This is a genomic window from Dellaglioa sp. BT-FLS60 (genome assembly GCF_054941065.1).
Map to the genome: position 1 here is coordinate 51,944 of NZ_JBSOLI010000026.1, position 24,291 is coordinate 76,234.

The window sequence follows — 24,291 nt, forward strand, 5'->3', positions numbered from 1 at the left end:
TCTTAGTCGATATTTTTTATTTATAGCCAATCACTTGGATTAATACGCCATTTATCCAGTAATAATTTTTCCTCAGAATCAATTTTTCCTTGTTCATTAGCAACTTTAATTAGTGTCGAATAAGTTGTTAAAGTATCAAATGGTGTGTCAATTTCAGCAAAGTTAGTGATACTTGCCTCTAGTTCATAACTAAAAATACCAATAACACCTAAAACGTCAGCACCTTCATTTCTTGCTGCTTTAACTGCTTGAATAACACTTCCACCCGTTGAAATAAGATCATCAATCAAGATAACTTTTTGTCCCTTAATTAAGCGACCCTCAATTTGTTGACCGGTTCCATGATCTTTAGGCTTCGTTCTGACATAAATTAAAGGTAAATTCAATTCTTCGGCAACCCATGCAGCATGTGGAATACCTGCAGTCGCAGTTCCAGCAATAACTTCTGTTTCAGGATACTTTTCACGAATAATATCGGCAATACCTTTAGCGATTCTAGTACGAATAATTGGATAGCTAATTGTTAAACGATTATCACAGTAAATTGGACTTTTTAACCCACTTGCCCAAGTAAAGGGTTCATTCGGTGATAATGTGACAGCCTCAATTTCTAATAAGTCACTGGCAATTATTTCTGCTAAATTCATCTAAGCGTCCTCCCACATTTTTTTAATTGTTTGATAAGCAGAAAATGGATCTTCAGCTTGCGTAATTGATCGACCAACAACGATTGCACTACTTTGATTTTTCTTTGCCTCAGTCGGTGTCATTACTCTCTTTTGATCACCCACTGCCTGACCTGCTAATCGAATACCAGGTGTGACAGCTAAAAATTTTTCAGATGTTGCGTCCTTAATCATTTTAGCTTCCTGCGCTGAACAAACAACGCCTGCTAAACCAGCCTGTTCTGTTAATTTAGCATAATTAACAACACTTTCAATTAAGGGACGTTCAACTAATTGTTCTGTTTCTAATTGTTTTTGACTAGTAGATGTTAATTGTGTAATCGCAATAATTTGTGGTAATTGTTTCGAATGATTCCCTTGATCTAGTCCATCTAATGCATATTTCATCATTTCAACACCACCAGCTGCGTGAACTGTTGTTAATGAAATACCAAGCCGGCTTAAACTTGTCATTGTTTGCCGAACTGTATTTGGAATATCATGACATTTTAAATCAAGAAAGATATCATGTCCTTGGTCAATTAATTCTTCAACGAAATGGGTCCCTTCACTGTAAAATAATTCCATTCCAACTTTAACAAAGAGACGTTCATCTTGAGGAAATAAATGTAAAAAATCCATTGTTTGCGTTTTATTTTGAAAATCCAAGGCAATAATAGGTCGATTAATCATTATCTACTCTCCCTTACTTCAGTAATTAATTCAGCTAAAGATTTTATATTGAGTTCATCTAATTTTGCAGGTAATGCTTCGATTAAATCTGGACAAACCATTGCATTTTTAAAATGAGCCGAACCAATTCCGACAGCACTGGCACCGGCAAGATACATTTCGATAACATCGTCAACTGTTTCAATACCGCCCATGGCAATAATCGGTAAGTCAGACACACGGCTCACTTCATAAACCATACGAACGGCAATTGGTTTAATTGCAGCCCCTGATAAACCACCGATTTGCCGTCCAAGAACCGATTTTCGAGTATGAATATCGATCTTCATACCTTGGACTGTATTAATTAAACTAAATCCATCTGCGCCATTAGTTTCCGCCGCAATGGCAATTTTTGTAATATCCGTTACATTAGGGGTTAATTTTACAAAGACTGGAATTGTTGTGACTTTTTTAACAGCTGCGACCAAATGACCCGTAATTTCTGGGTCTGTACCAAATAACATGCCACCGACATCAACATTTGGACAAGATACATTTAATTCTAAGGCAGTAACAAGACCCGAATCATTTAGCGACTTGGCCACTGTTACATATTCTTCTTCAGTGGCTCCCGCTACACTCGCAATAATTGGTAAGTCTGGATGAGCTGCTTTTAATGCTGGTATTTTTTCAGTCACAATAGCATCAATTCCGGGGTTCTTTAGCCCAACAGAATTTAAAATGCCATCGTTGATGGGCATGATTTGTGGTTGTTCATTACCATTTTTTTGTTCCATAGTTGCTGTTTTGGTAATGATGCCACCCAATAAATCCAAATCATATTTTTTAGCACTTGGAACATCGCCAAATCCAAAACAACCACTAGCTGGCATAATTGGATTTTTAAAATGAATGCCTGCTAATGTAACTGCTAATCGCTCTTCAACCAAATCATTTTCCCCCTCAGTTTTTATAGTGCAGCTACTGAAAATGCCTGACTTTCTAAAGCTTGAATCAGCGCATCAACCGTTTGTAATGACGTAAATAACGGAATATGTTGCATGATTGCCTTTTGACGAACTTGGTAACCATATGACCTTTTTTCATGATCATCTGATAACGTATCAATCACAAATTGAACCGTTCCAGATTGAAGTAAGTGGCTAATATCATCTAACTGCTTATCAATACTTTTAGCTTCCGTACTAACAAATGTTTTAAGGCCATGTGCTGCAAAGAAATCAACCATTTCAGTTGATGTTAAAACTTGATAGCCCAATGAAATAAATCGCTGGACAAGTGGTAATGCGGCATTTTTGTTTTTAGCGTCACTATTCAATAAAACAGAGCCATTACCTGATAAATTAATATTAGAAGCAACTAGCGCTTTGTAGAGTGCTTTAGAGAAGGTTTGATCTGTTCCCATGACTTCTCCAGTTGATTTCATTTCTGGCCCTAAAAATGGATCAACGTCATTCAATTTACTGAATGAGAAGACAGGTGCTTTTACATGAATTAAATCAGGTTCTGCAAACAAACCGTCTCGATAACCTTGTTCTTGTAAGCCGTAACCTAAAATAATCTTGGTTGCAACCTGAGTCATTTTTATACCTGTCACTTTACTTAAAAATGGCACTGTCCGACTGGCACGTGGATTAACTTCCAAAATATAAAGCTCATTTTGATGAACAATAAATTGGAGATTCATCAAACCCACACATTTTAGTTTAAGCGCAATTTTTTTAGTTGCACGAACAATTTCAGTTTTAATTTCATCTGATAAATGTTGTGATGGATAAACCGCCATTGAATCACCTGAATGAATCCCAGCATGCTCAATATGTTCCATAATTCCTGGAATTAAAACTGAAACACCATCACATATCGCATCAACTTCACATTCGATACCTTCAAGGTAACTATCAATTAAAATAGGATGTTGTGGCGCAACTTTAACATTATTAATCAAGTACGTTTCAAGTTCTGCTTGATTTTGAACAATTTCCATTGCACGTCCACCTAAAACATAGCTAGGTCTAACAAGCACCGGATAGCCAATTTCTGTGGCGCGTTCGATAACTTCATCTTGTGTCGTTGCCGTCTTACCAATAGGTTGTTTTAATCCTAATTGGTTAATGACTTGATTAAATGATTCTCTATCTTCGGCACGGTCTAGATTTTCAACCGATGTTCCTAATATTTTAACGCCATGCTGTTGTAGTCCCCCAGCAAGATTAATGGCAGTTTGCCCACCAAACTGTACAATAACCCCTAAAGGTTTATCAACATCAATCACGTTCAAGACATCTTCTAATGTTAATGGTTCAAAATATAATTTATCTGCAATCGAGAAATCAGTTGAAACCGTTTCAGGGTTACTATTCATAATAATGGCTTCATATCCAGCAGCTCGAATGGCTCTAACGCAATGGACAGTTGCATAGTCAAACTCGACTCCTTGACCAATTCGAATAGGTCCCGAGCCAATGACCATAATGGCTTGTTTGTGACTCTTTTTACTTTCATTTTCATGTTCATACGTACTATAAAAATAAGGCGTTGATGATTCAAATTCCGCAGCACACGTATCAACCATTTTATAAACTGGTATAATGTTATTTTCTTTCCTTAACGTTCTAACATCATCGGGCGTTACCTGCCAAATATTAGCAATAACTTTATCACTAAACCCATGAATTTTTGCTTCACTAAGAACATCAACATTTTGGGCATGAGTACTTAATGCCATTTCAATTTCGATGATATGTTTTAATTTATCTAAAAAAACTAAATTAATTTTTGTGAGTTCTGCAATTTCATCAATTGTGTATTCTCGGCGAATGGCTTCTGCCAAATAGAAGAGTCTTTGGTCAGTTGCATTAACCAATTGATTTTCTAATTCAGAATCGGTCGCATTTTGTGCACCCTCCAACTGTAAGTAATCTTCATCAATTTCTAAAGATCGAACCGCCTTTAGTAAACTTTCTTCCATGTTACGGCCAATCGCCATAACTTCACCAGTTGCCTTCATTTGTGTTCCAAGTGAACGATTAGCACGATTAAATTTATCAAATGGCCAGCGTGGTATTTTAGCAACAACATAATCTAATGCTGGTTCAAATTCAGCAAAAGTTGTTTTAGTAACTGGATTTAATATCTCATCTAAATTGAGTCCGATAGCTATTTTAGCAGCTATTTTAGCAATTGGATAACCCGTTGCTTTTGAAGCTAATGCTGATGACCGGCTCACTCGTGGATTAACTTCTATAATATTATATTTGAAACTATTAGGGTCAAGGGCAAGTTGTACATTACAACCACCTTCAATTTTTAACGCTCTAATTAATTTTAATGAAACATCTCGTAACATTTGATATTCTCGATCAGATAAAGTTTGAGTTGGTGCAAAAACAATTGAATCCCCCGTATGAATTCCGACTGGATCAAAATTTTCCATACTACAAACAACAATGGCATTGTCAGCATGATCACGCATAACTTCAAATTCAATTTCCTTGTATCCTGCAATACTCTTTTCTATCAAGCATTGTGTCGTTGGTGATAGTTCCAATCCATTAACAACCGTTTTTTCAAGTTCCTCAGCTGTTTTACACAAACCACCACCAGTTCCACCCATCGTAAATGCTGGTCTAACAATAACTGGATAGCCAGCAACGTTCGCAAATTCAAGTGCATGCTCTAACGTTTCGACCGTCAAAGATTCTGGAATTGGTTCATTTAACTCTTGCATTAATTGCTTAAATTGTTCACGATCTTCAGCTTGGTCAATTGATTTTAATTTTGTCCCTAACAACTCAATATTTAGTTCATCTAAAATACCTGATTGGGATAATGCCATGGCTAAATTAAGCCCTATTTGCCCACCCAGCGTTGGCACAATAGCGTCTGGGTATTCTTTACGTAAAATACCTGAAACTGATTCAACCGTTAAAGGTTCAATGTACACTTCATCTGCAATTTCTTTATCCGTCATAATTGTTGCCGGATTTGAATTGACTAAAACGACTTCATAACCTTCTTCTTTTAAAGATAAACAAGCTTGTGTACCAGAATAATCAAATTCTGCGGCTTGACCAATAATAATTGGTCCTGATCCAAGAACCATTATTTTATGAATATCATTTCTCTTAGGCATCTTTATTTTCTCCCAACTCTGTTTATCATTTCAATAAATTCATCAAATAAATAATCTGCATCATGAGGTCCAGGTGCGGCATCTGGATGGAACTGAACACTAAATGCTGGATCTGTTTTATGTCTAATCCCCTCAATGGAGTCATCATTAATCTCACGATAAGTAACCATTAATTTATCTGAATCAATGGAATCACTAGCTACTGCATAGCCATGATTTTGAGACGTAAAATCAATTCGACCAGTTGCGATTTCTCTGACCGGATGATTAAATCCACGATGACCAAATTTCATTTTATAGGTATCCGCGCCGTTAGCTAGTGCAAATAGCTGATGACCTAAACAAATCCCGAAAATAGGGAATTTAGGCTGAATTTCTTTAATCATTTCAACAACTTCTGGCAAATTTTTAGGATCTCCCGGTCCATTTGACAGGAGAACACCATCGGGTTGTAAATCAGATATTTGTTTGGCAGTTGCATTATAAGGTAATACAATGACATTACAATCTCGTTTTGATAATTCTCGTAAAATACTATGTTTTAACCCAAAATCAACTAATACAATATTTAATTTTGTTCCTGGATTAGGATAAGGTCTTGTTGTTGAAACCTGTTGAACAATGTTTTGATTAAGAACGGTTGCGCTCATTGCGTCAAATGCGTGATCAATATCAGCATCTGAGTCAATAATGCTCCCTTTCATTGTTCCTACAGACCGTAATTTTTTCGTTAATTCACGGGTATCAATTCCATAGATACCTGGGATATCCTTTTGCTTTAAAAATTCATCTAGCGTTAATTGTTGACGCCAATTGCTAGATACTCTGGCAACATTATTGACAATAACGCCTTTACATGAGGGTTCTATAGATTCATAATCATCCAAATTAACCCCGTAATTACCAATTACTGGATTAGTAAACGTAATAATTTGGTTGCTAAATGATTGATCTGTAATGGCTTCTTGATACCCCGTCATTCCCGTAGTGAAAACGACCTCACCAGTTGTTGATGCCTTAGCCCCAAAACTATATCCTTTAAAAATACTACCGTCTTCTAAAATTAAGAATCGCTTCATCTTCATGAATTACTCAACCTTTCGACCATCATATTTAATCTCTCCGCTAACCATTGTTACTAGTGTTGCGCCATAAACTTCTTGACCTGTGAATGGACTATTTTTACCCTTTGATAAATAATCTGCCGCCTTGATTGTTTGTTTATTTTTGAGATCAAAAATAGCAATATCAGCATTCATTCCAGGTTTCAGCGTACCACTATCTAAATTGAATTTTTTGGCAGGATTTTCACTCATTAAAACAATCAGCTGACTCAACGTTAAAATCCCTGTTTTAACAAGTCTTGTATATAACAATGAAAAGGCCGTTTCACTTCCAGTTATACCAAAAGCGGCATCAATCATACTTCCTCGTTTTTCATCTTCACTATGTGGGGCATGATCTGTTGCAATCATATCGATTGTGCCATCTAATAGGCCTTTAATTAAAGCTAAGCGATCATCTTCAGTTCGTAATGGTGGATTCATTTTATAATTGCCATTATCCATATGAATATCTGAATCGGTTAATAATAAATGGTGTGGCGAAACTTCACAGGTAACCTTAATACCATGGCTTTTAGCAAGTCGTATTAATTCAACACTTTCTTTTGTAGAAACATGACACATATGATAATGAACTCCTGTTTTTTGTGCCAGCATTAAATCACGTGCAAGTTGTGATGATTCTACGATTCCCATAATACCGGGTAAGCCAAGATTTTTTGCACGAATGCCTTCATTCATAACGCCACCAAATAATAATGAATTATCTTCAACATGCGAGACCAGCGGTAAGTTAACACTTGCTGCTTCTTTCATTGCAAGATACATCGTTCCTGCCGTCTGGATACCTGAACCATCATTGGTAAAGGCAAATGCCCCAGCTTCTTTTAATCCAACAAAATCGACTAATTCTTCTGAAGTTCTATTCTTAGTAATTGCAGCATATTGAGCAATATGTACTTGACCATCTTTTTGATTACGGCGCTTTATTTCAGAAAAATGTTCAATAGTATCTGGAACTGGGTCTAAGTTAGGCATTGCTCCAACTGTTGTAAATCCACCACGTGCAGCCGCTTGACTGCCTGTTTTAATTGTTTCTTTGTATTCAAATCCAGGTTCACGGTAATGAACATGAAGATCCACTAACCCAGGCGTAACAATTAAATTTTCTGCATCAATGACTAAATCAATATTTGAAAGCTCATCAGCTAACCCAACACCAATTGCTTTAATTTTGTCATCTTCAATTAATACATCTTGTTGACTAAAATCATGGTTTAAAAATACTGTGCCATTTTTAATTAATTTTTTCATGCTTCATGTGCCTCCATTAAATGACGGCCGTTAATAACGGCTTCTAAAATAGCCATTCGGACGAATACGCCATTTGTCATTTGTTTAACAAATCGTGATTGCTCACATTCAACTAATTCGCTTGCCAATTCCACATCTCGATTAATCGGACCTGGATGCATAATAATTGTTGATTTCTTTAATTTTTTACCCCGTTCAACGCTTAATCCAAATTTTTCATGATAATTCTTTTTTGAAAATTGACTATCATCAGTGTGACGTTCATGTTGAACACGTAACATCATCATAACGTCAACTTCACCGACAAGTTCGTCCATCTCTAGGTATTGACCATATGCAGCAAATTCTTCAGAAAACCATTCTTTTGGACCTGAGAAATATAATGAAGCACCTAATTTTTTCAATAATTGCATATTACTTTTAGCGACTCGTGAATTAGTTAAATCACCAACAATTGCGACTTTTAAGTCTTTAAATGTTCCGAATTCTTCTTTAATAGTCATCATATCCAGTAAACATTGCGAAGGATGTTGACCACTTCCGTCTCCACCATTGATAATACCGACGCCTAAATCATTATCACCAATCAATTGTTGATAATATTCATTTTCAGGATGACGGATAACAGCGATTTGAGTCCCAATTGCCCCCATTGTTAAAACCGTATCATATAAGGTTTCGCCTTTACTAATTGCACTAATACTTGGGTTAAACGACACAATATTTAAGCCCATTCGTTGTTCAGCTACTTCAAAGCTACTGTGTGTTCTTGTACTATTTTCAAAAAATAAATTTGTTGTAAAAATGGGACATTTTAAGTTAAATAAAGACGGATTTCGTTTAAATGTTTCAGCTCTTTCAATTAATGCCTCAACTTCTTTTGTCGATAAGTCCTCGATTGATACTAAATGTTGTAACTGAACTAAATTTGTCTTTTCATCTAACAAAATATCATCTCCTATTATTTTTCGCTCTTAGCTTCTTTAGGTAAAATAAGATTTAATGCAATTCCTACCACTGTTGCAAGTGCAATACTGGTTAATTGTAAATCACCAATTTTTAAGTACATACCGCCAATTCCTAAAACTAGAATACTAGCTGTAATCATTAAATTGCGTTTTTTATCGTAATCAATTTTGTTATCAATTAGAATACGTAGACCACTTGATGCAATAACACCGAAAAGTAGAAAACTAATACCACCAATAACAGGACCTGGAATACTCTGAATTAACGCACTAATCTTTCCAACAAAACTGAAAACAATAGCGAAGAAAGCAGCGCCACCAATTACCCAGATACTGTGAACTTTAGTCATGGCTAAAACACCAATATTCTCACCATATGACGTTGTTGGTGGGCCTCCTACAAATCCAGCAATGATTGATGATAACCCATCTCCAAGTAACGTTCTGTTTAACCCAGGATCTTTGAAAAAATTTCGTTTCGTTAATTTATTCAAAACCATAATGTGTCCCATATGTTCCGTCATTGTGACAAATGCAATTGGCGCCATACCAATAATTGCGCTCCAATAGATTTTAGGTTGATAATTTACAAATGCAACATTGAATGCGGGTAATGTGAACCAATGTGCCTTTTCTACCGTTGAAAAATCAACAATCCCACATAAAACTGCCATCAGATAACCGCAAACGATTCCTAATAAAATCGGGATTAAACTAATGAACCCTTTAAGATACATGTTGAAGAAAATGGTAATTGCTAAAGTAAAAATTGCGACCCATACATATTTAATATCGTAAGTGCCTGATTTTAGCATCGCATTATTTGCTGCCGTTGTTGCCATAGATAACCCAATAACCATGACGACAGGTCCAACAACAACTGGTGGCAAGACCCGATCAAGCCAACCTGAACCCGCTTTTCCGATAATAATTGAAACAATTAGATAAACCAATCCGGCTGAGATTGTTCCTTGAGCAACTGCAGGATAGCCTGATGTTTTCATTAACATCTGCATGACAGCAATAAAAGCAAAACTTGATCCTAGGTAAGCTGGAATTTTCCCATTCGTAATACCAATGTAGACTAAAGTACCAACTCCTGAGCTAAATAAAGCAATGCTTGGATTTAAGCCAACTAAGATGGGGACTAAAACTGTTGCCCCAAACATTGTGAATAGATGTTGAATTGATAAGCCCATCCATTGTCCAAAAGATGGCTTATCATGAATATCAAGTACCGCATCTTCATTTCTAAATTTTTCTGCCATTTTTTATCATTCCCTTTCTGTATAAAAAAACGCACCTCTATAGAGAGATGCGTTCGACGTTGAAACTCAGCACGGACTTAATCCATACCAAGTTCATAAATCGTTTGCTCTCTCTGGAACATCTTAACGACTTATTATTTAATTTTTTCAATTTCGATTGAATCTTTACCATCAATTTCTTCTACTGAAACTGAAATTTGTTCATCTGGAGATGTTGGAATATTTTTTCCAACAAAGTCAGCTCTTATTGGTAATTCTCTATGGCCTCGATCAACAAGAACAGCTAAGTTGATTGTTTGAGGACGGCCTTGATCCATTAAAGCATCAAGTGCAGCTCTAATCGTACGACCAGTGAATAAGACATCATCAATTAAAATAACTTGCTTACCTGTTATATCAAAATCAATTTGTGTGCCTTGCTTATTAACAGTTGGTTCATTTCCTAAACTTGCATCATGACGATCATCACGGTAAAGTTCGATATCTAATGAACCTACCAAAACGTCTGCACCTTCAAGTTGTTTTAAACGATCTGCAATTCGCTGTGCTAAATAAATACCTCTCGTTTTAATCCCAATTAATACCAGATTATCAATACCCTTGTTCTTTTCAATAATTTCGTATGTCATTCTTGTTAAGGCACGTTTCATTGCCAATGAATCAATTACTTCTTTTGCCATTTGACGTTCCTCCTTTTTTTATCCAATAAAAAAGCCTCTTAATCTAAAAATACTTAGACTAAGAGGCAGACTTCTACAAAAAAGAAATCTATTCGTGCGTTACCTTTTAGTCTCACGGGACTATTTTAAAGGAGCTTTATTGGTTTTTATGTTACGTGATAGAATTCGTTTTGTCAAGATAATCTAGTGTACTTTTGAAAATAGGTGGAATTGGGACTTCAAAAATAAGTTCTTTACCCGTAGTTGGATGCTTAAATCCAAGTTTAGCTGCATGTAAAAACTGACCATGTCCTTTAATTGTTTTACGCGGTCCATATAAAGGATCTCCAACAACTGGGTGACCAATGTACTGCATATGCACTCGAATTTGATGTGTGCGCCCTGTCTCCAATTGACATTTTATTAGTGAATAATCTTCATAATTTTTTTCCACTTTAAAATGTGTCACTGCTGGCCGACCATCTGCAACCACTGCTTGTTTCATCCGATCTTTAGGCGAACGACCAAGTGGTGCTTTAATAATACCTGATTCTTCTTTAATTGGCTGATGAACTAAAGCAATATATTCACGAATATTTGTTTTAGCTTTCAATTGAGCCGCCAACGATTGATGCGCTTTATCATTTTTAGCCACCATTAGTAGCCCAGAGGTATCCTTGTCAATCCGATGAACAATCCCAGGTCTAAAGGCCCCATTAATTGTTGACAAAGGGCTATGGAATAATAGAGCGTTAACTAATGTCCCATCTGGGTGTCCTGGTGCTGGATGAACAACCATGCCTTGCGGTTTGTTTACGACAATGACATCGTCATCTTCGTAAACAATATCCAAAGGAATATCTTGTGGTATCAGATTTAACTCAATAGGTTCAGGTTCAACCAAACTAATCTTGTCACCTGGTTGAACCGCATATTTTGTTTTTTCCATTTTGCCATTAACTAAGACATCGCCACTTTCAATCCAACGTTGGACTTTTGATCTGGATATTTCTGGCATTAACGTCGCAATCACTTTATCGAGACGTCCTACTTCACTTTGAATCACTAATTCTGTCATTTATCGTCTTCCTTTAAAACAATTATTAATAAAATGATAACGCCAACGGTTAATGCCATATCTGCTACATTAAAAATTGGAAAATTGATAAAGTCGGTTTGAAACATATCGACAACATACCCAAATCTTAATCGGTCAATAAAATTACCCAAGGTCCCAGCAATCATCAAAACAATACTAAGTTTATAACCTGCATTTGTTCGATATTTGTAGAAATAATAGACCATTAAAACTAAGGCAGCAATCGACACAATGAAAAAGAACCATTGTTTACCCGCTAACAAACTCCAAGCAGCACCATCATTTCTGATATTTGCAATTGAAAAAAAGTTAGGTATAACGGTTTGACTTGTATTCAGCGCAATATTAGCTGAGACTGCATACTTCACGACTTGGTCAACAACTAATATCATTAGCGCTAATAACGCATATAAAATCATGTTAATTCCTCTTAATTCTTAATTAATATAACCCTGAAATTAGACCATTGTCATCAATATCCATGTGATTTGCAGCTGGTACTTTAGGCAATCCAGGCATTGTCAAGACATTACCCGTTAAGGCAACTAAGAAACGTGACCCTAATTTAGGATTGAATTCACGAATATGAATAGTGAAATCTGTAGGGGCTCCTAACAGTTTAGCATTATCTGACAATGAATACTGTGTTTTTGCCATACAAATTGGTAATTTATCCCAACCGAGTTCTTTAAACTGGCGTAATTGTGTTTTGGCCTTAGGTGCATATTCAACATGAGCACCACCATAAATAGTTGTGACAATTTTTTCGATTTTAGTTTCAGCAGAATCATCTGCCTCATATAGTGCTTTAAATTCATGCACTTCACTTGTTGTTTCAATTACTTTTTTAGCCAAATCAATTGCACCAGCGCCACCTTGACCCCAAACATCTGCGGGAATAGCATCAACCCCAATTTCAGCAGCTAGATCAATCAACGTTTGTACTTCAATAGCCGTATCAGCAGTGAACTTGTTAATAGCAACAACAACTGGGATATTGTAACGTTGCATACTTTCAACATGTTTTTTTAAGTTTACAAATCCTGCTTTTAATGCCTCAACATTTTCAACATTTAATTCAGTTTTTGCAACACCACCATGCATCTTCAAAGCACGAATTGTAGCAACAATAACAATTGTATCTGGTGTTTTACCCAAGATGGGTGTTTTAATATCAAGGAATTTTTCAGCACCTAAATCAGCACCGAATCCTGCTTCTGTTATCGCATAATCACCTAACTGTAAAGCTGTTTGAGTTGCAAGAACACTATTACAGCCATGAGCAATATTAGCAAAAGGGCCACCATGAATAATAGCAGGTGTATGTTCTAATGTTTGAACTAAATTTGGTTTAATGGCATCTTTTAATAATAAACTAATAGCCCCAGTCACACCTAAATCAGCAACCGTAATTGGTTTTTTATCACTATTGTAGGCAACAACGATATCACTAATTCTAGATTTCAAATCTTTAATATCTTCTGATAAACATAAAATAGCCATTAATTCACTGGCAACTGTGATATCAAACCCATCTTCTCTAGGAATACCTTGCATAGGCCCACCAAGGCCCACCACAACATGACGAAGCGCACGATCATTAATATCAAGAACTCGTTTCCAAATAATACGTCTTTGATCAATTTTCAAATCGTTACCTTGCTGAATATGATTATCAATTAAAGCGGCAAGTGTATTATTTGCAGTTGTTAAGGCATGCATATCACCTGTAAAATGCAAATTAATATCTTCCATTGGGACAACTTGAGAATAACCACCACCAGTTGCGCCACCTTTCATCCCCATGACAGGACCTAATGAAGGTTCTCTAAGAGCAATCATGACTTTTTCATTTAAACGATGCATAGCATCCCCTAAACCAACAGTTACTGTTGATTTACCTTCCCCTGCTGGAGTGGGACTAATTGCTGTGACAAGAATTAACTTAGCGTCTTTCTTTTCAGGCAAGTCTAAAGGCAAATTAATTTTTGCTTTAAAGTTACCGTATAATTCAATATCAGTTTTTTTCAAACCAATCTCATTCGCTACTTCTTCTATTGGTTTCATCACGTTTTTTTGTGCAATTTCTATATCAGTCAAATTAATCATCCTTTCATATTCAGTTTCCTAAGTATAACTGAGAAAACTGTGGTTGTCATTAGTTGCGCTACTGGCTAAAGTTACATATACTGTAAGAGTACTTAATTGTACGACCAATTTTGGGAGGCGTTCGATATGGTATCTGGTATTGTTGAATGGTTTAGCGCACAAAAAGGTTATGGCTTCATTGCTTACGGTGATGAACAAGAAATATTTGTTCATTATACCGCTATACAGTCTGACGCGTTTAAAGTACTTGGAACTGGTCAAAATGTCTCATTTGAAATTAAAGAAGGTAGTCGTGGATTACAAGCCGCAAATGTTACAATTATTAACGGATAGTCTTTCATAAAATGATAAAACGTTCATGCTTACTTACTCTATAGTAAACATGAACGCTTTTTTATTCTAAGTTCGCACGATAGCCAATATCCATTCGGTAAAATGTTTTTGGTACTTCAAAATTATCAACTAATTGATAAACACGTTGTTGTGCATCAACCATATCTAAACCTGTCTCATGCAGAATATAGATGCGTCCACCCGAATTGACTAATTCATTATTAATCACTTTCACACCTGCAAAGTCAATTTTATCAGCAATTGGCTTAAAATCAGTCAAGCTTGGTAATGCAATATTTTTCAAAGGACGCTCTGGATACCCATCAGCGGCAATCACCACGCCTAATGTTATGCCTTTTGTTTCCCATTCTAAAAGTGGCGCTTCATGTCGCAATAATTTTGAAATAGCTACCGCAAAATCTGATTTTAACCGTGGTAAAACCACTTCTGTCTCAGGATCTCCAAATCGAACATTGTATTCAATCACTTTAGGTCCAGATTCCGTTAAAATTAAACCAACATATAAGATACCTGTAAATGGAATACCCCGTTTCATCATCTCATTTGCCGTCGGCTGAACAATCCGGTTAATTGATTCCGTTACGACATCTTCTGAAATTTGAGGAACTGGGCAGTAAGCACCCATTCCTCCAGTATTTGGCCCGTTGTCTCCTTCAAATGCCCGTTTATGATCTTGCGAGATTGGCATCGGGTAAACCTTCCCTTGATCAATAAAGGCCATCAATGAAAATTCTTCACCATCAAGGTATTCTTCAATTAAAACTTCTGTTGTATCAAATGCTTTTTGAATTAAAAAAGCATTTAAAGCATCTATCGCTTCTGATTCATCCTGCGCAATAACAACACCCTTACCACCAGCCAAGCCATTTGCTTTAATAACTACTGGAAATAATTGCGTATCCACATACGCCACTGCCTTTTGATAGTCCGTGAACGTTTGATAGTTTGCTGTCGGAATAGCAGCTGATTTCATAACTTGTTTGGCAAATTCTTTAGACCCTTCCAACTGTGCAGCAGCCTTTGAAGGGCCATAAATGGCTAAACCTTCCTCATGGAAAAAATCGGTAATGCCCGCAATTAATGGAATTTCAGGTCCAACAAAAGTCCAATCAATTTCGTTTTCTCGAGCAAAAGTTGCGATACCAGCAAAATTAGCCATATCAATGCCTACTGATTTAATGCCATTATTATTCATTCCAGGATTTCCAGGTAAACAATAGACATCTGAAACCGTTTTACTCGCAATGAATTTACGTGCGATGGCATGTTCTCGCCCGCCAGAACCAATAACTAAAATTTTCATCGTATAAAATAATCCTTTCAAAAACTAATGATTTAGTCGATTAATGTTTAAAATGACGACGGCCACTAAAGACCATTGCAACTTCTTTACGATTGGCCATATCAATTGAATCTTGATCTTTAATTGAACCACCTGGTTGAATAATTGCGGTAACACCATGGTCAGCAGCATATTCAACACTATCATCCATTGGGAAATAAGCATCTGAAGCTAGAACGAATGGTTCAACCATTCCGTGTTCAAGGGCTTGTTCGAGTGCAATTTTGACAGAACCAACTCGATTCATTTGTCCTGCACCGATTCCAAGCGTTTGATCCTTTGTTGCAATCACGATAGCATTACTCTTAACATGTTTCACAATTCTTTGAGCAAATAGCATGGCTTCTTTTTCATCAGCCGTTGGTAGTTTTTCAGTTACTGTTTTTAATTCTGCCATTTGGTCAATGACTTGGTCACGTTCTTGAACAAGTAAGCCACCCATAACTGAAACGTATTCATATTTATCAGCTTGCTTTTTTTGACTGAAATCAAGTGTCATAACGCGAAGATTTTTTTTCTTAGCCAACATATCGTAAGCATCATCGGTAAAACTTGGCGCAATGATGATTTCAAGGAATAGGTGATGTAGTTCCGTCGCAGTTGCTAAGTCAACTTCACGATTTAATGCGATAATACCGCCAAAAATAGATGTTTTATCAGCATCAAATGCTTTTTGCCATGCTTCATAGATATTTTCGCCAACACCCACTCCACAAGGATTCATATGTTTCATTGCGACAACAGCTGGTCGTTTAAATTCTGAAACAACTTTTATTGCGGCATCTGCATCTTTGATATTATTATATGATAATTCTTTACCATGCAATTGTTTAGCTGCAGCAATCGAAAACGCATTTGGTAAACCGGCTTGATAAAAAGCAGCTTTTTGATGTGAATTTTCGCCGTATCGCATCCCTTGTTTGAAATCATACGTTAATGATAATTTTTCAGGAAATTCAATTTCTAATTCTTTTGTTAAATAAGTTGAGATTAGTGTATCGTACGCAGCTGTGTGACGGAATGCTTTAGCTGCCAATTGACGACGAAAATGATTATCTGATTTTTCGTTATCTAGTTCAACTAAAACGGCTGCATAATCATCTTTATCGACGACAACATAAACTGACTGAAAATTCTTTGAAGCAGAACGTAACATTGATGGCCCACCAATATCGATTTGTTCAATAGCTTCTTCTTCAGTAATACCCAGTTTTTCAATCGTTTCTTTAAAGGGATATAAGTTCACACAAACCAAATCAATGAGTTCAATAGCCTCTTCCTTTAATTTAGCCATATGAGCAGGATTGTCACGTTTTGCTAGTAAGCCACCATGAATCATTGGATGTAATGTTTTAACACGACCATCGAGCATTTCTGGAAAATGAGTAACCTCTTCAATCCCAAGAACAGCAAGATTGGCATCCTTTAATACTTTAAAGGTCCCACCCGTTGAAATAATTTCAAATCCACGTTCAATTAATCCTTTAGCAAAATCGACGACACCTGTTTTGTCAGATACACTTATCAAAGCTCTTTTCATCTTATTGATCTCCCTTTTTATCATTATTTAATAAATTTAGAATCACATTTGGATATAATTGATGTTCAACTTCATGAATTTTAGCTTCTAGTTGTTCAAGTGTTTCATTAGATAAAATTGGTACACTTTGCTGTGCGATAATTGGGCCGGTATCGACCCCTTCATCAATGTAATGAATCGTCACACCGGTTTCTTTAACACCTGCGTTATAAGCATCATCAATGCCATGAATACCTGGAAAAAGAGGTAACAATGCAGGATGTATATTAATAATTTTCATCGGATATTCACTAAGTAACGTGGTCGTAATCACACGCATGTAGCCAGCCAATAAAATGAGATCAATTTGATACTTAGCTAATGCGTTAACAATGGCTTGTTCATAATGACTACGATTTTCAAAATCTTTAGGCCTGATAATAAATGTTGGAATTCCTCTACGCTGTGCCTTTTCAATAACAGCAGCATTAGGTCGGTCACAAACTAAAATTTCAATTTCTAATCCAGCCGCTTTTAAAGCTTGATCATCAGCGATAGCTTCAAAATTAGAGCCAGTCCCTGATGCAAAAATAGCTATTTTCATTATTTTATTTACCTACCAATTCAACCGTTTGCTCAGTCTTCTTAGTTTCGACATGACCTATCTCATAAGCTTGAACGGTTTCTTTATTTAATTGTGCAAGTACCGTTTCAACATTAGCCTTATCAACCGCTAGAACCATGCCAATACCCATATTAAAAATTTCATACATCTCTAAATGAGGAATTTCACCATATTTTTCGATAGCTTTAAAAATGGGTAACGTTGGCCAAGTATCTCGTTTAATCGTTGCTTGTAACCCTGTCGGCAGTATACGTGGTATATTTTCAATAAAACCGCCACCGGTAATATGAGCTGCTCCTTTAATTAAATCAGCTTGAAATAAAGGCAACAAATCATCTACGTAAATTTTTGTTGGGGTCAATAACGTATCAGCAAGCGATTCATTAGGTATCTCTGGTAACGATTCAGATAAATTAAATGTCCCATCTTCAAGAAAAATTTTTCTAACAAGTGAGAACCCGTTTGAATGGATTCCTGTTGACGAAAGACCAATTAAACAATCATCTGCTTGAATCGTGTGACCATCAACTAATTGGCTTTTTTCAACAACACCTACCGCAAATCCGGCCATATCATAATGTGTTTTTTGATACATTCCTGGCATTTCAGCTGTTTCACCACCAATAAGAGCCATATGAGCTGTTTGGCATCCCTTGATAACACCAGAAACAATCGTTTCAATTTTTTCTGGATCCGTTTTACCTGTTGCTAAGTAGTCTAAAAAATATAAAGGTGTCGCGCCTTGAGCAACAATATCGTTGACACACATAGCCACGCAATCAATGCCAATCGTGTCATGTTTGTTAGCTTCAAAGGCAACCATTAATTTAGTTCCCACGCCATCAGTCCCCGAAACCATTAGTGGCTCTTTAATATGTAATTGACTAAGATCGAAGAGCCCACCAAATCCACCGATTGCACCAGCTTCACTAGCTAATGACATTTGTTTATTAATTCGATTAACAACATCATATCCTGCAGTTACGTCAACACCTGATTTTTGATAAGCATTTACCATTCTGAAATCCTCACTTTTCTGTCGTTAAATTTGCCAAATATTCAGCTTCGTAATCATACAATGGTGTTGGATAATCCCCATTAAAATATGCCATGCATAATCCTGAATAAGGTGCATCTAAGTTCAACCCAATTGAGTCAATTAAGCCATCTTCACTTAAAAATGATAATGAATCTACACCAATAATGTCACGCATCTCTTCAACTGATTTATGAGCAGCAATTAATTCAGATTGTTTTTGAATATCAATACCATAAAAACATGGATATTTAAGTGGTGGCGAGGCAATTCTTAAATGAACTTCCGCCGCTCCTGCCTCTCTTAACAAACGAACAATGTGCTTACTTGTTGTTCCACGAACAATTGAATCATCAACCAATATGATTTTTTTACCCTTAACGACACCTTTAACAGCTGATAATTTCATACGGACACCTTGTTCTCTTAATGCTTGCGTTGGTTGAATAAATGTTCGAGCAACATATTGATTTTTAACTAATCCCATTTCATAAGGAATACCACTTTCTTCTGCATAGCCACTTGCGGCAGATAATGACGAATTGGGCACACCGACAACCATATCTGCATCAATACCCGTTTCTCTCGCTAATTGACGTCCCATTCTTTTGCGAGCAGAATGCACATTAATACCACAAATATCTGAATCTGGTCTGGCAAAATAAATGTATTCCATTGAACAGATGGCCATTTTTGTATCAGTTGTATAAACGTCAATTGATAAGCCTTCATCACTAATCGTAACAATTTCTCCAGGTTTAACGTCCCGTACAAATTCTGCACCAACAGAATCTAAAGCACAGGTTTCACTTGCAACAACGTAAGCACCGTTTGCCAATTGACCAATCGATAAAGGTCTAAAACCATTGGGATCAAGTGCTGCAATCATACAGTCAGCTGTCATTAATAAGTAGGCAAAACCACCATGAACTTGATTTAATGCTTCTTTAACTTGTTCATGTAAAGTGTCTGCTGATGACCGACGAATTAAATGCATTAAAACTTCTGAATCTGAACTTGATTTAAAAATGGCACCATCACGTTCTAACTCATTTCTCAAAGTAACTGCATTGGTTAAATTACCGTTATGTGCTAATGCGAATTGGGCATCATAAAAATCAAACAAAAAGGGTTGAATATTATCAATTCCATTACTACCAGCAGTTGCATAACGCACATGACCAATCGCCATTTTACCTGTTAATTTTTTTATTTTTTCAGGATTTCTAAAAACATCTGACAATAACCCTAATCCACGATAACCAATTAATTTGCCATTATCATTCGAGACAATCCCTGCACCTTCTTGACCACGATGTTGTAAGCTATGAAGACCGAAATACGTCATTTGATTCGCATCTTCATGACCCCAAACACCAAATAACCCACATTCTTCATTTAAACTTTTTACTTCATTAGGCATGGGATAGCATCCTTCCAAGCATTTTTGGCTTCGGACATGGCAATAGTCACATCATTATTTTGTGTGGTTACTTTGATTAATTGATCAGCGGTAACGTGACCCATTTTTTCAGCATTCTGTCCCATTATCGCTTCAAAAGCCACTCCATTTTCTGGTTTAACTGATAAAACAAAACGTGATTGCGATTCTGAAAAGAGTTGAGCATCCGTCATATTTAAATCAACATCGACGCCTAAATCATTTTTAAAAGTTGATTCACTCAAGGCAACGGCTAACCCACCTTCAGCTAAATCATGAGCACTTTCGACTAAGCCAGCTTCAATTGCTTTTAAAACTAATTCTTGGTTACGAAGTTCATTTTTTAAATCAAAATGTTTAATGTCTCCAGAGATTTCGCCTACCATCATTTTTTGAAGTTCTGAACCATTAAAATCATTGTTAGTTGTTCCGACCAAATAAATCAAATCGTTAGGTGTTTTAAAATCTTGCGTTGTAATATTTTTAACATCTTTGATTAAGCCAACCATTCCAATCATCGGCGTTGGGTAAATAGGTTGTTCATTAAATTCATTATATAGAGAGACATTACCGGAAATAACAGGTGTATTAAATAAATCACACGCTTCTGAAATGCCGATAGCACTTTGATCAAACTCCCAGAAAATTTCTGGATTTTCAGGACGACCGTAATTTAAACAATCTGTAATGGCAAGTGGTTGACCACCAGAGGCAACGATATTTCGGGCTGCTTCTGAAACCGCAATTTGACCACCAATTTTAGGATTTAAGTAAATGTATCGTGCATTACAATCTGTTGTCATCGCAAGTGCCTTATTTGTTTCTCTAATCCGAATAACACCAGCATCACTACCAGGTTTAACAACTGTATTGACCTTAACTTGAGAATCATAGGTTTCATACAATGATTCTTTAGAGGCAATTGTGGGTTGTTTTAATAAAGCTAACCAAGTTTCCGTCACGTTTTCAATTTCGGGAATAAAATCAGCTTGTTCTTTAAATTCACTAATTCTTGCAGGTTCTTTTTGTTCTTTATGATAAACAGGCGCATCACTTGCTAAAGAATCAACTGGTAAATTAGCAACAATTTTCCCCTCGTGCATTAAAACATAATCTGTATTTTCTGTTACATAGCCAATGTTAACGGCTTCTAAGTCATATTTTTTAAATAAATCAGTAACAGCTTTTTCAAATTCAGGTTTGATACAAAGAACCATGCGTTCCTGTGATTCTGATAACATCATTTCATAAGCAGACATGTTTGTTTCACGTTGTGGCACGTTATCTAAATCAAGTACCATTCCCGAACCGGCTTTAGAAGCCATTTCAGCAGTTGATGAGACCAAACCGGCTGCACCCATATCTTGAATCCCCACTAACCAATCGGGATGATCTAGAATAAGCTCAAGACAAGCGTCCATGAGTAATTTTTCCATAAAAGGGTCGCCAACTTGAACGGCAGAACGTTGTGTTTCTTTGTCATCAGCAAATTCATCAGAAGCAAATGTTGCACCATGAATACCATCACGACCCGTTTTAGCACCCACGTAGATAACTAAGTTACCGTCACCTTTAGCTTGACCCTTTTGAAGATTTTTATGATCAATTAGCCCAACACACATCGCATTCACTAGTGGATTGCCCTCGTAGCAGGCGTCAAAACTTGTTTCACCACCAACCGTTGGGATTCCGATACAGTTTCCATAACCACCAATTCCAGCAACGATTTCTGAGACAAGGTATTTCGTATGTTCATTATCTAATTCACCAAATCGTAAGCTATCAAGCATGGCAATTGGCGTTGCACCCATTGAAAAAATATCTCTAATAATACCACCAACCCCTGTTGCTGCACCTTCATATGGTTCAACTGCTGAGGGATGATTATGACTTTCAGCTTTAAAAACGACTGCTTTACCATCACCAATATCAATAACACCGGCACCTTCACCAGGTCCTTGTAAAACTTGGGGTCCAGAATTGGGGAAGCGACTTAAAACAGGACGTGAGTTTTTGTAAGAACAATGTTCACTCCACATCACTGAGAATAAACCAGCTTCAGTATAGTTAGGTTGACGTTTCAAAATATCATTTTTAATTAAGGCATATTCTGAATCTGTTAATCCCCATTCTTGATATAATTTAGTATCTTCAATTGTTTGTGCCGTTGGTTCTTGCATTGTTGTAGCCAAATTAGATCACTCCCTCTTTATATGTCGTAACCATCGATTTAAATAAATTTAGACCATCAGTTGAACCAAGCAAGGCCTCAATGGCACGTTCTGGATGAGGCATCATGCCAAGAACATTGCCACGTTCGTTAATAATTCCAGCGATATCATCAATACTGCCATTTGGATTATCTTCATATCTAAAAACAATTTGTTTATTTCTCTTTAAATTAGCCAATGTTTCATCATCACAGTAATAATTACCTTCACCATGTGCAATTGGTAATTCAATCGTCGTTTGATCAGCATAACCAGTTGTAAAACTTGTTTGATTGTTAACAATTTTTAAAGTAACAGGTTTACAAATAAATTTAATATTTTTATTTTGAATTAATGCGCCTGGAAGTAATTGCATTTCCGTTAACATTTGAAACCCATTGCATGTTCCAAAGACTAATTTGCCTTCATCTGCGAAGCGTTTCACTTCAGCCATAATTGGCGATAAGCTTGCAATTGCACCACTTCTTAGGTAATCACCATATGAAAAGCCTCCTGGAAGTAGCACCCCGTCAAAGCCAGCAAGTGAGGTTTCGGTGTATGACACAAATTCTGCCTGTTCATGTAGACCATCTCGAATAGCATAGAGTAAATCGTAATCACAATTTGAACCAGGAAACACAAGAACAGCAAATTTCATCACTAGGCCTCCACTTTTTCAAGTTCATAACGATATTGTTCCATATTTGGATTAGCTAATAATTTATCGCAAATCGCATCTATTTTTTGATCAATTTCTAATTCGCCGGCTTCAACTGTCATGACAAAATATTTACCAACACGAACATCGTTGACACCTGAAAAACCTAATCGTTCAATTGCTTCGTTCACAGCTTGACCTTGTGGATCTAAAACTGATTCTTTATAAGTGACGTAGACTTCTACACGATACATTTATTTGGCCTCTTTTCGATTTTTTAAACGATTTAAAACATCTTGATATGCTGGAATGATACTGCCTTGTTTTTTTCTAAAAATATCTTTGTCTAAAGATTCATGCGTCGTTGAATCCCACAAACGCGCATTATCAGGTGAAAATTCATCTGCCAAAATAAGTTCTCCTTGGTAACGACCAAATTCAAGTTTGAAATCAATCAGATCAATATTAATTGTTTTAAATAAATCAACTAATAATTGATTGATAAGCAGTAATTGTTTTTTAATCTCAAGCATTTCCGTTTTAGTTGCAAAATTTAATGCAAAAATCTGTGACTCATTTATTACCGGATCATCCAGTTCATCATTTTTATAATAATATTCGATAACTGGTGGGGTTAATTGCGTGCCTTCAATTTGATCAAATTTACGAGCAAAGCTACCAGCAATTGTATTTCGTAAAACAACTTCAATTGGAATAATTTCAACTTTTTTAACCAGTTGTTCGGTTTCAGAAACATTCTTAATAAAATGTGTTTTAATACCATTGGCCATTAAGTAAGAAAAAATAATATCAGAAATTTGATGATTTAATAATCCCTTACCTAATATTTCTTCTTTTCGTTTTCCATTTAACGCAGTAGCTTGGTTTTTATAAACCATTCTTAATACTTCGTTATCATTTGTTTTATAAACGTTTTTAGCTTTTCCTTCATAAAGTAATTGATCCAATTGAACGGCCTCCTAAAGTTAATTACTAACAAAAAATCATTTTTTATAATTATTGTTCGTTCTTTACAAAAGTAAGTTTAACAATCTTACAGCAACTTATCAAGGCTAAATACGATATATTTTAAATTCATTTATAATAATGTTCGTTTTATGGTAAATAA

General features: G+C 36.1%; 22 protein-coding genes. 1 reads left to right on the forward strand and 21 read right to left on the reverse strand.

The window, feature by feature from the left end; all coding sequences use genetic code 11:
- Positions 1-20 precede the first annotated feature (20 nt).
- From pyrE to ACVQ8P_RS01210, 12 genes are all read right to left on the reverse strand, one after another.
- Positions 21-647: an orotate phosphoribosyltransferase gene (gene pyrE, locus ACVQ8P_RS01155; protein WP_462297012.1), complete on the reverse strand. Its 627-nt coding sequence runs from the start codon at positions 645-647 to the stop codon at positions 21-23.
- Entirely contained in the window at positions 648-1,361 is a 714-nt protein-coding gene (gene pyrF, locus ACVQ8P_RS01160) for an orotidine-5'-phosphate decarboxylase (protein WP_462297047.1), read from the reverse strand. It abuts the gene before it with no gap.
- Positions 1,358-2,290: a dihydroorotate dehydrogenase gene (locus ACVQ8P_RS01165; RefSeq protein ID WP_462297013.1), complete on the reverse strand. Its 933-nt coding sequence runs from the start codon at positions 2,288-2,290 to the stop codon at positions 1,358-1,360. The genes pyrF and ACVQ8P_RS01165 overlap by 4 nt, the downstream gene beginning before the upstream one ends.
- Positions 2,291-2,310: 20 nt before the next feature.
- Positions 2,311-5,496, reverse strand: coding sequence for a carbamoyl-phosphate synthase large subunit (gene carB, locus ACVQ8P_RS01170; protein WP_462297014.1), 3,186 nt, complete (start codon positions 5,494-5,496; stop codon positions 2,311-2,313).
- 2 nt (positions 5,497-5,498) lie between these two features.
- Entirely contained in the window at positions 5,499-6,575 is a 1,077-nt protein-coding gene (locus ACVQ8P_RS01175) for a carbamoyl phosphate synthase small subunit (RefSeq protein ID WP_462297048.1), read from the reverse strand.
- Between the two features lie 9 nt (positions 6,576-6,584).
- Positions 6,585-7,874, reverse strand: a complete 1,290-nt coding sequence (locus ACVQ8P_RS01180) for a dihydroorotase (protein WP_462297015.1) — start codon at positions 7,872-7,874, stop codon at positions 6,585-6,587.
- Entirely contained in the window at positions 7,871-8,821 is a 951-nt protein-coding gene (locus ACVQ8P_RS01185; protein ID WP_462297016.1) for an aspartate carbamoyltransferase catalytic subunit, read from the reverse strand. Before ACVQ8P_RS01185 ends, ACVQ8P_RS01180 begins: the two co-directional genes overlap by 4 nt.
- 14 nt (positions 8,822-8,835) lie before the next feature.
- Positions 8,836-10,110 (reverse strand): uracil permease, encoded by a 1,275-nt coding sequence (gene uraA, locus ACVQ8P_RS01190; protein ID WP_462297017.1) that lies wholly within the window; start codon positions 10,108-10,110, stop codon positions 8,836-8,838.
- 134 nt (positions 10,111-10,244) lie between these two features.
- Positions 10,245-10,790, reverse strand: a complete 546-nt coding sequence (gene pyrR, locus ACVQ8P_RS01195; RefSeq protein WP_462297018.1) for a bifunctional pyr operon transcriptional regulator/uracil phosphoribosyltransferase PyrR — start codon at positions 10,788-10,790, stop codon at positions 10,245-10,247.
- Between the two features lie 151 nt (positions 10,791-10,941).
- Positions 10,942-11,847, reverse strand: coding sequence for an RluA family pseudouridine synthase (locus tag ACVQ8P_RS01200; protein ID WP_462297019.1), 906 nt, complete (start codon positions 11,845-11,847; stop codon positions 10,942-10,944).
- Positions 11,844-12,287, reverse strand: coding sequence for a signal peptidase II (gene lspA, locus ACVQ8P_RS01205; protein ID WP_462297020.1), 444 nt, complete (start codon positions 12,285-12,287; stop codon positions 11,844-11,846). Before lspA ends, ACVQ8P_RS01200 begins: the two co-directional genes overlap by 4 nt.
- A 22-nt stretch (positions 12,288-12,309) precedes the next feature.
- Positions 12,310-13,968, reverse strand: a complete 1,659-nt coding sequence (locus ACVQ8P_RS01210) for a formate--tetrahydrofolate ligase (protein ID WP_462297021.1) — start codon at positions 13,966-13,968, stop codon at positions 12,310-12,312.
- 135 nt (positions 13,969-14,103) lie between these two features.
- Between ACVQ8P_RS01210 and ACVQ8P_RS01215 the strand changes: the two genes are divergently transcribed.
- Positions 14,104-14,310, forward strand: coding sequence for a cold shock domain-containing protein (locus ACVQ8P_RS01215; RefSeq protein ID WP_462297022.1), 207 nt, complete (start codon positions 14,104-14,106; stop codon positions 14,308-14,310).
- 61 nt (positions 14,311-14,371) lie between these two features.
- On the opposite strand, the gene purD is transcribed toward ACVQ8P_RS01215, so the two are convergent.
- The 9 genes from purD to purC are packed head-to-tail and all read right to left on the reverse strand — an operon-like array spanning position 14,372 to position 24,130.
- The gene (gene purD / locus ACVQ8P_RS01220) at positions 14,372-15,634 is read right to left on the reverse strand and encodes a phosphoribosylamine--glycine ligase (RefSeq protein WP_462297023.1); all 1,263 of its coding nucleotides are present in this window, start codon (positions 15,632-15,634) and stop codon (positions 14,372-14,374) included.
- A gap of 40 nt (positions 15,635-15,674) precedes the next feature.
- Positions 15,675-17,213 carry a bifunctional phosphoribosylaminoimidazolecarboxamide formyltransferase/IMP cyclohydrolase gene (purH, locus tag ACVQ8P_RS01225; RefSeq protein WP_462297024.1) on the reverse strand — a complete coding sequence of 513 codons (1,539 nt, stop codon included), beginning with the start codon at positions 17,211-17,213 and terminating at the stop codon, positions 15,675-15,677.
- Position 17,214: 1 nt separating this feature from the next.
- Positions 17,215-17,796 carry a phosphoribosylglycinamide formyltransferase gene (gene purN / locus ACVQ8P_RS01230; RefSeq protein WP_462297025.1) on the reverse strand — a complete coding sequence of 194 codons (582 nt, stop codon included), beginning with the start codon at positions 17,794-17,796 and terminating at the stop codon, positions 17,215-17,217.
- Positions 17,797-17,800: 4 nt separating this feature from the next.
- On the reverse strand, positions 17,801-18,835 hold the full coding sequence (gene purM, locus ACVQ8P_RS01235) for a phosphoribosylformylglycinamidine cyclo-ligase (protein WP_462297026.1): 1,035 nt from the start codon (positions 18,833-18,835) through the stop codon (positions 17,801-17,803).
- Between the two features lie 10 nt (positions 18,836-18,845).
- Positions 18,846-20,276 (reverse strand): amidophosphoribosyltransferase, encoded by a 1,431-nt coding sequence (purF, locus tag ACVQ8P_RS01240; RefSeq protein ID WP_462297027.1) that lies wholly within the window; start codon positions 20,274-20,276, stop codon positions 18,846-18,848.
- The gene (gene purL / locus ACVQ8P_RS01245; RefSeq protein WP_462297049.1) at positions 20,261-22,474 is read right to left on the reverse strand and encodes a phosphoribosylformylglycinamidine synthase subunit PurL; all 2,214 of its coding nucleotides are present in this window, start codon (positions 22,472-22,474) and stop codon (positions 20,261-20,263) included. The genes purF and purL overlap by 16 nt, the downstream gene beginning before the upstream one ends.
- 13 nt (positions 22,475-22,487) lie before the next feature.
- Positions 22,488-23,162, reverse strand: coding sequence for a phosphoribosylformylglycinamidine synthase subunit PurQ (purQ, locus tag ACVQ8P_RS01250; protein ID WP_462297028.1), 675 nt, complete (start codon positions 23,160-23,162; stop codon positions 22,488-22,490).
- 2 nt (positions 23,163-23,164) lie between these two features.
- The gene (gene purS / locus ACVQ8P_RS01255) at positions 23,165-23,416 is read right to left on the reverse strand and encodes a phosphoribosylformylglycinamidine synthase subunit PurS (protein ID WP_462297029.1); all 252 of its coding nucleotides are present in this window, start codon (positions 23,414-23,416) and stop codon (positions 23,165-23,167) included.
- Entirely contained in the window at positions 23,417-24,130 is a 714-nt protein-coding gene (purC, locus tag ACVQ8P_RS01260) for a phosphoribosylaminoimidazolesuccinocarboxamide synthase (RefSeq protein WP_462297030.1), read from the reverse strand.
- Between the last annotated feature and the right edge of the window lie 161 nt (positions 24,131-24,291).

What these genes read in the sequence shown, in the direction of transcription:
- carB (WP_462297014.1), bottom strand. Translation starts at nt 5,496, where the DNA reads ATGCCTAAGAGAAATGATATTCATAAAATAATGGTTCTTGGATCAGGA.
- purH (WP_462297024.1), bottom strand. Translation starts at nt 17,213, where the DNA reads ATGAAAAGAGCTTTGATAAGTGTATCTGACAAAACAGGTGTCGTCGAT.
- ACVQ8P_RS01215 (WP_462297022.1), top strand. Translation starts at nt 14,104, where the DNA reads ATGGTATCTGGTATTGTTGAATGGTTTAGCGCACAAAAAGGTTATGGC.
- ACVQ8P_RS01180 (WP_462297015.1), bottom strand. Translation starts at nt 7,874, where the DNA reads ATGAAAAAATTAATTAAAAATGGCACAGTATTTTTAAACCATGATTTT.
- purQ (WP_462297028.1), bottom strand. Translation starts at nt 23,162, where the DNA reads ATGAAATTTGCTGTTCTTGTGTTTCCTGGTTCAAATTGTGATTACGAT.
- uraA (WP_462297017.1), bottom strand. Translation starts at nt 10,110, where the DNA reads ATGGCAGAAAAATTTAGAAATGAAGATGCGGTACTTGATATTCATGAT.
- purS (WP_462297029.1), bottom strand. Translation starts at nt 23,416, where the DNA reads ATGTATCGTGTAGAAGTCTACGTCACTTATAAAGAATCAGTTTTAGAT.
- lspA (WP_462297020.1), bottom strand. Translation starts at nt 12,287, where the DNA reads ATGATTTTATATGCGTTATTAGCGCTAATGATATTAGTTGTTGACCAA.
- purD (WP_462297023.1), bottom strand. Translation starts at nt 15,634, where the DNA reads ATGAAAATTTTAGTTATTGGTTCTGGCGGGCGAGAACATGCCATCGCA.
- purF (WP_462297027.1), bottom strand. Translation starts at nt 20,276, where the DNA reads ATGCCTAATGAAGTAAAAAGTTTAAATGAAGAATGTGGGTTATTTGGT.
- ACVQ8P_RS01175 (WP_462297048.1), bottom strand. Translation starts at nt 6,575, where the DNA reads ATGAAGCGATTCTTAATTTTAGAAGACGGTAGTATTTTTAAAGGATAT.
- pyrR (WP_462297018.1), bottom strand. Translation starts at nt 10,790, where the DNA reads ATGGCAAAAGAAGTAATTGATTCATTGGCAATGAAACGTGCCTTAACA.
- pyrE (WP_462297012.1), bottom strand. Translation starts at nt 647, where the DNA reads ATGAATTTAGCAGAAATAATTGCCAGTGACTTATTAGAAATTGAGGCT.
- purL (WP_462297049.1), bottom strand. Translation starts at nt 22,474, where the DNA reads ATGCAAGAACCAACGGCACAAACAATTGAAGATACTAAATTATATCAA.
- purM (WP_462297026.1), bottom strand. Translation starts at nt 18,835, where the DNA reads ATGGTAAATGCTTATCAAAAATCAGGTGTTGACGTAACTGCAGGATAT.
- ACVQ8P_RS01200 (WP_462297019.1), bottom strand. Translation starts at nt 11,847, where the DNA reads ATGACAGAATTAGTGATTCAAAGTGAAGTAGGACGTCTCGATAAAGTG.
- purN (WP_462297025.1), bottom strand. Translation starts at nt 17,796, where the DNA reads ATGAAAATAGCTATTTTTGCATCAGGGACTGGCTCTAATTTTGAAGCT.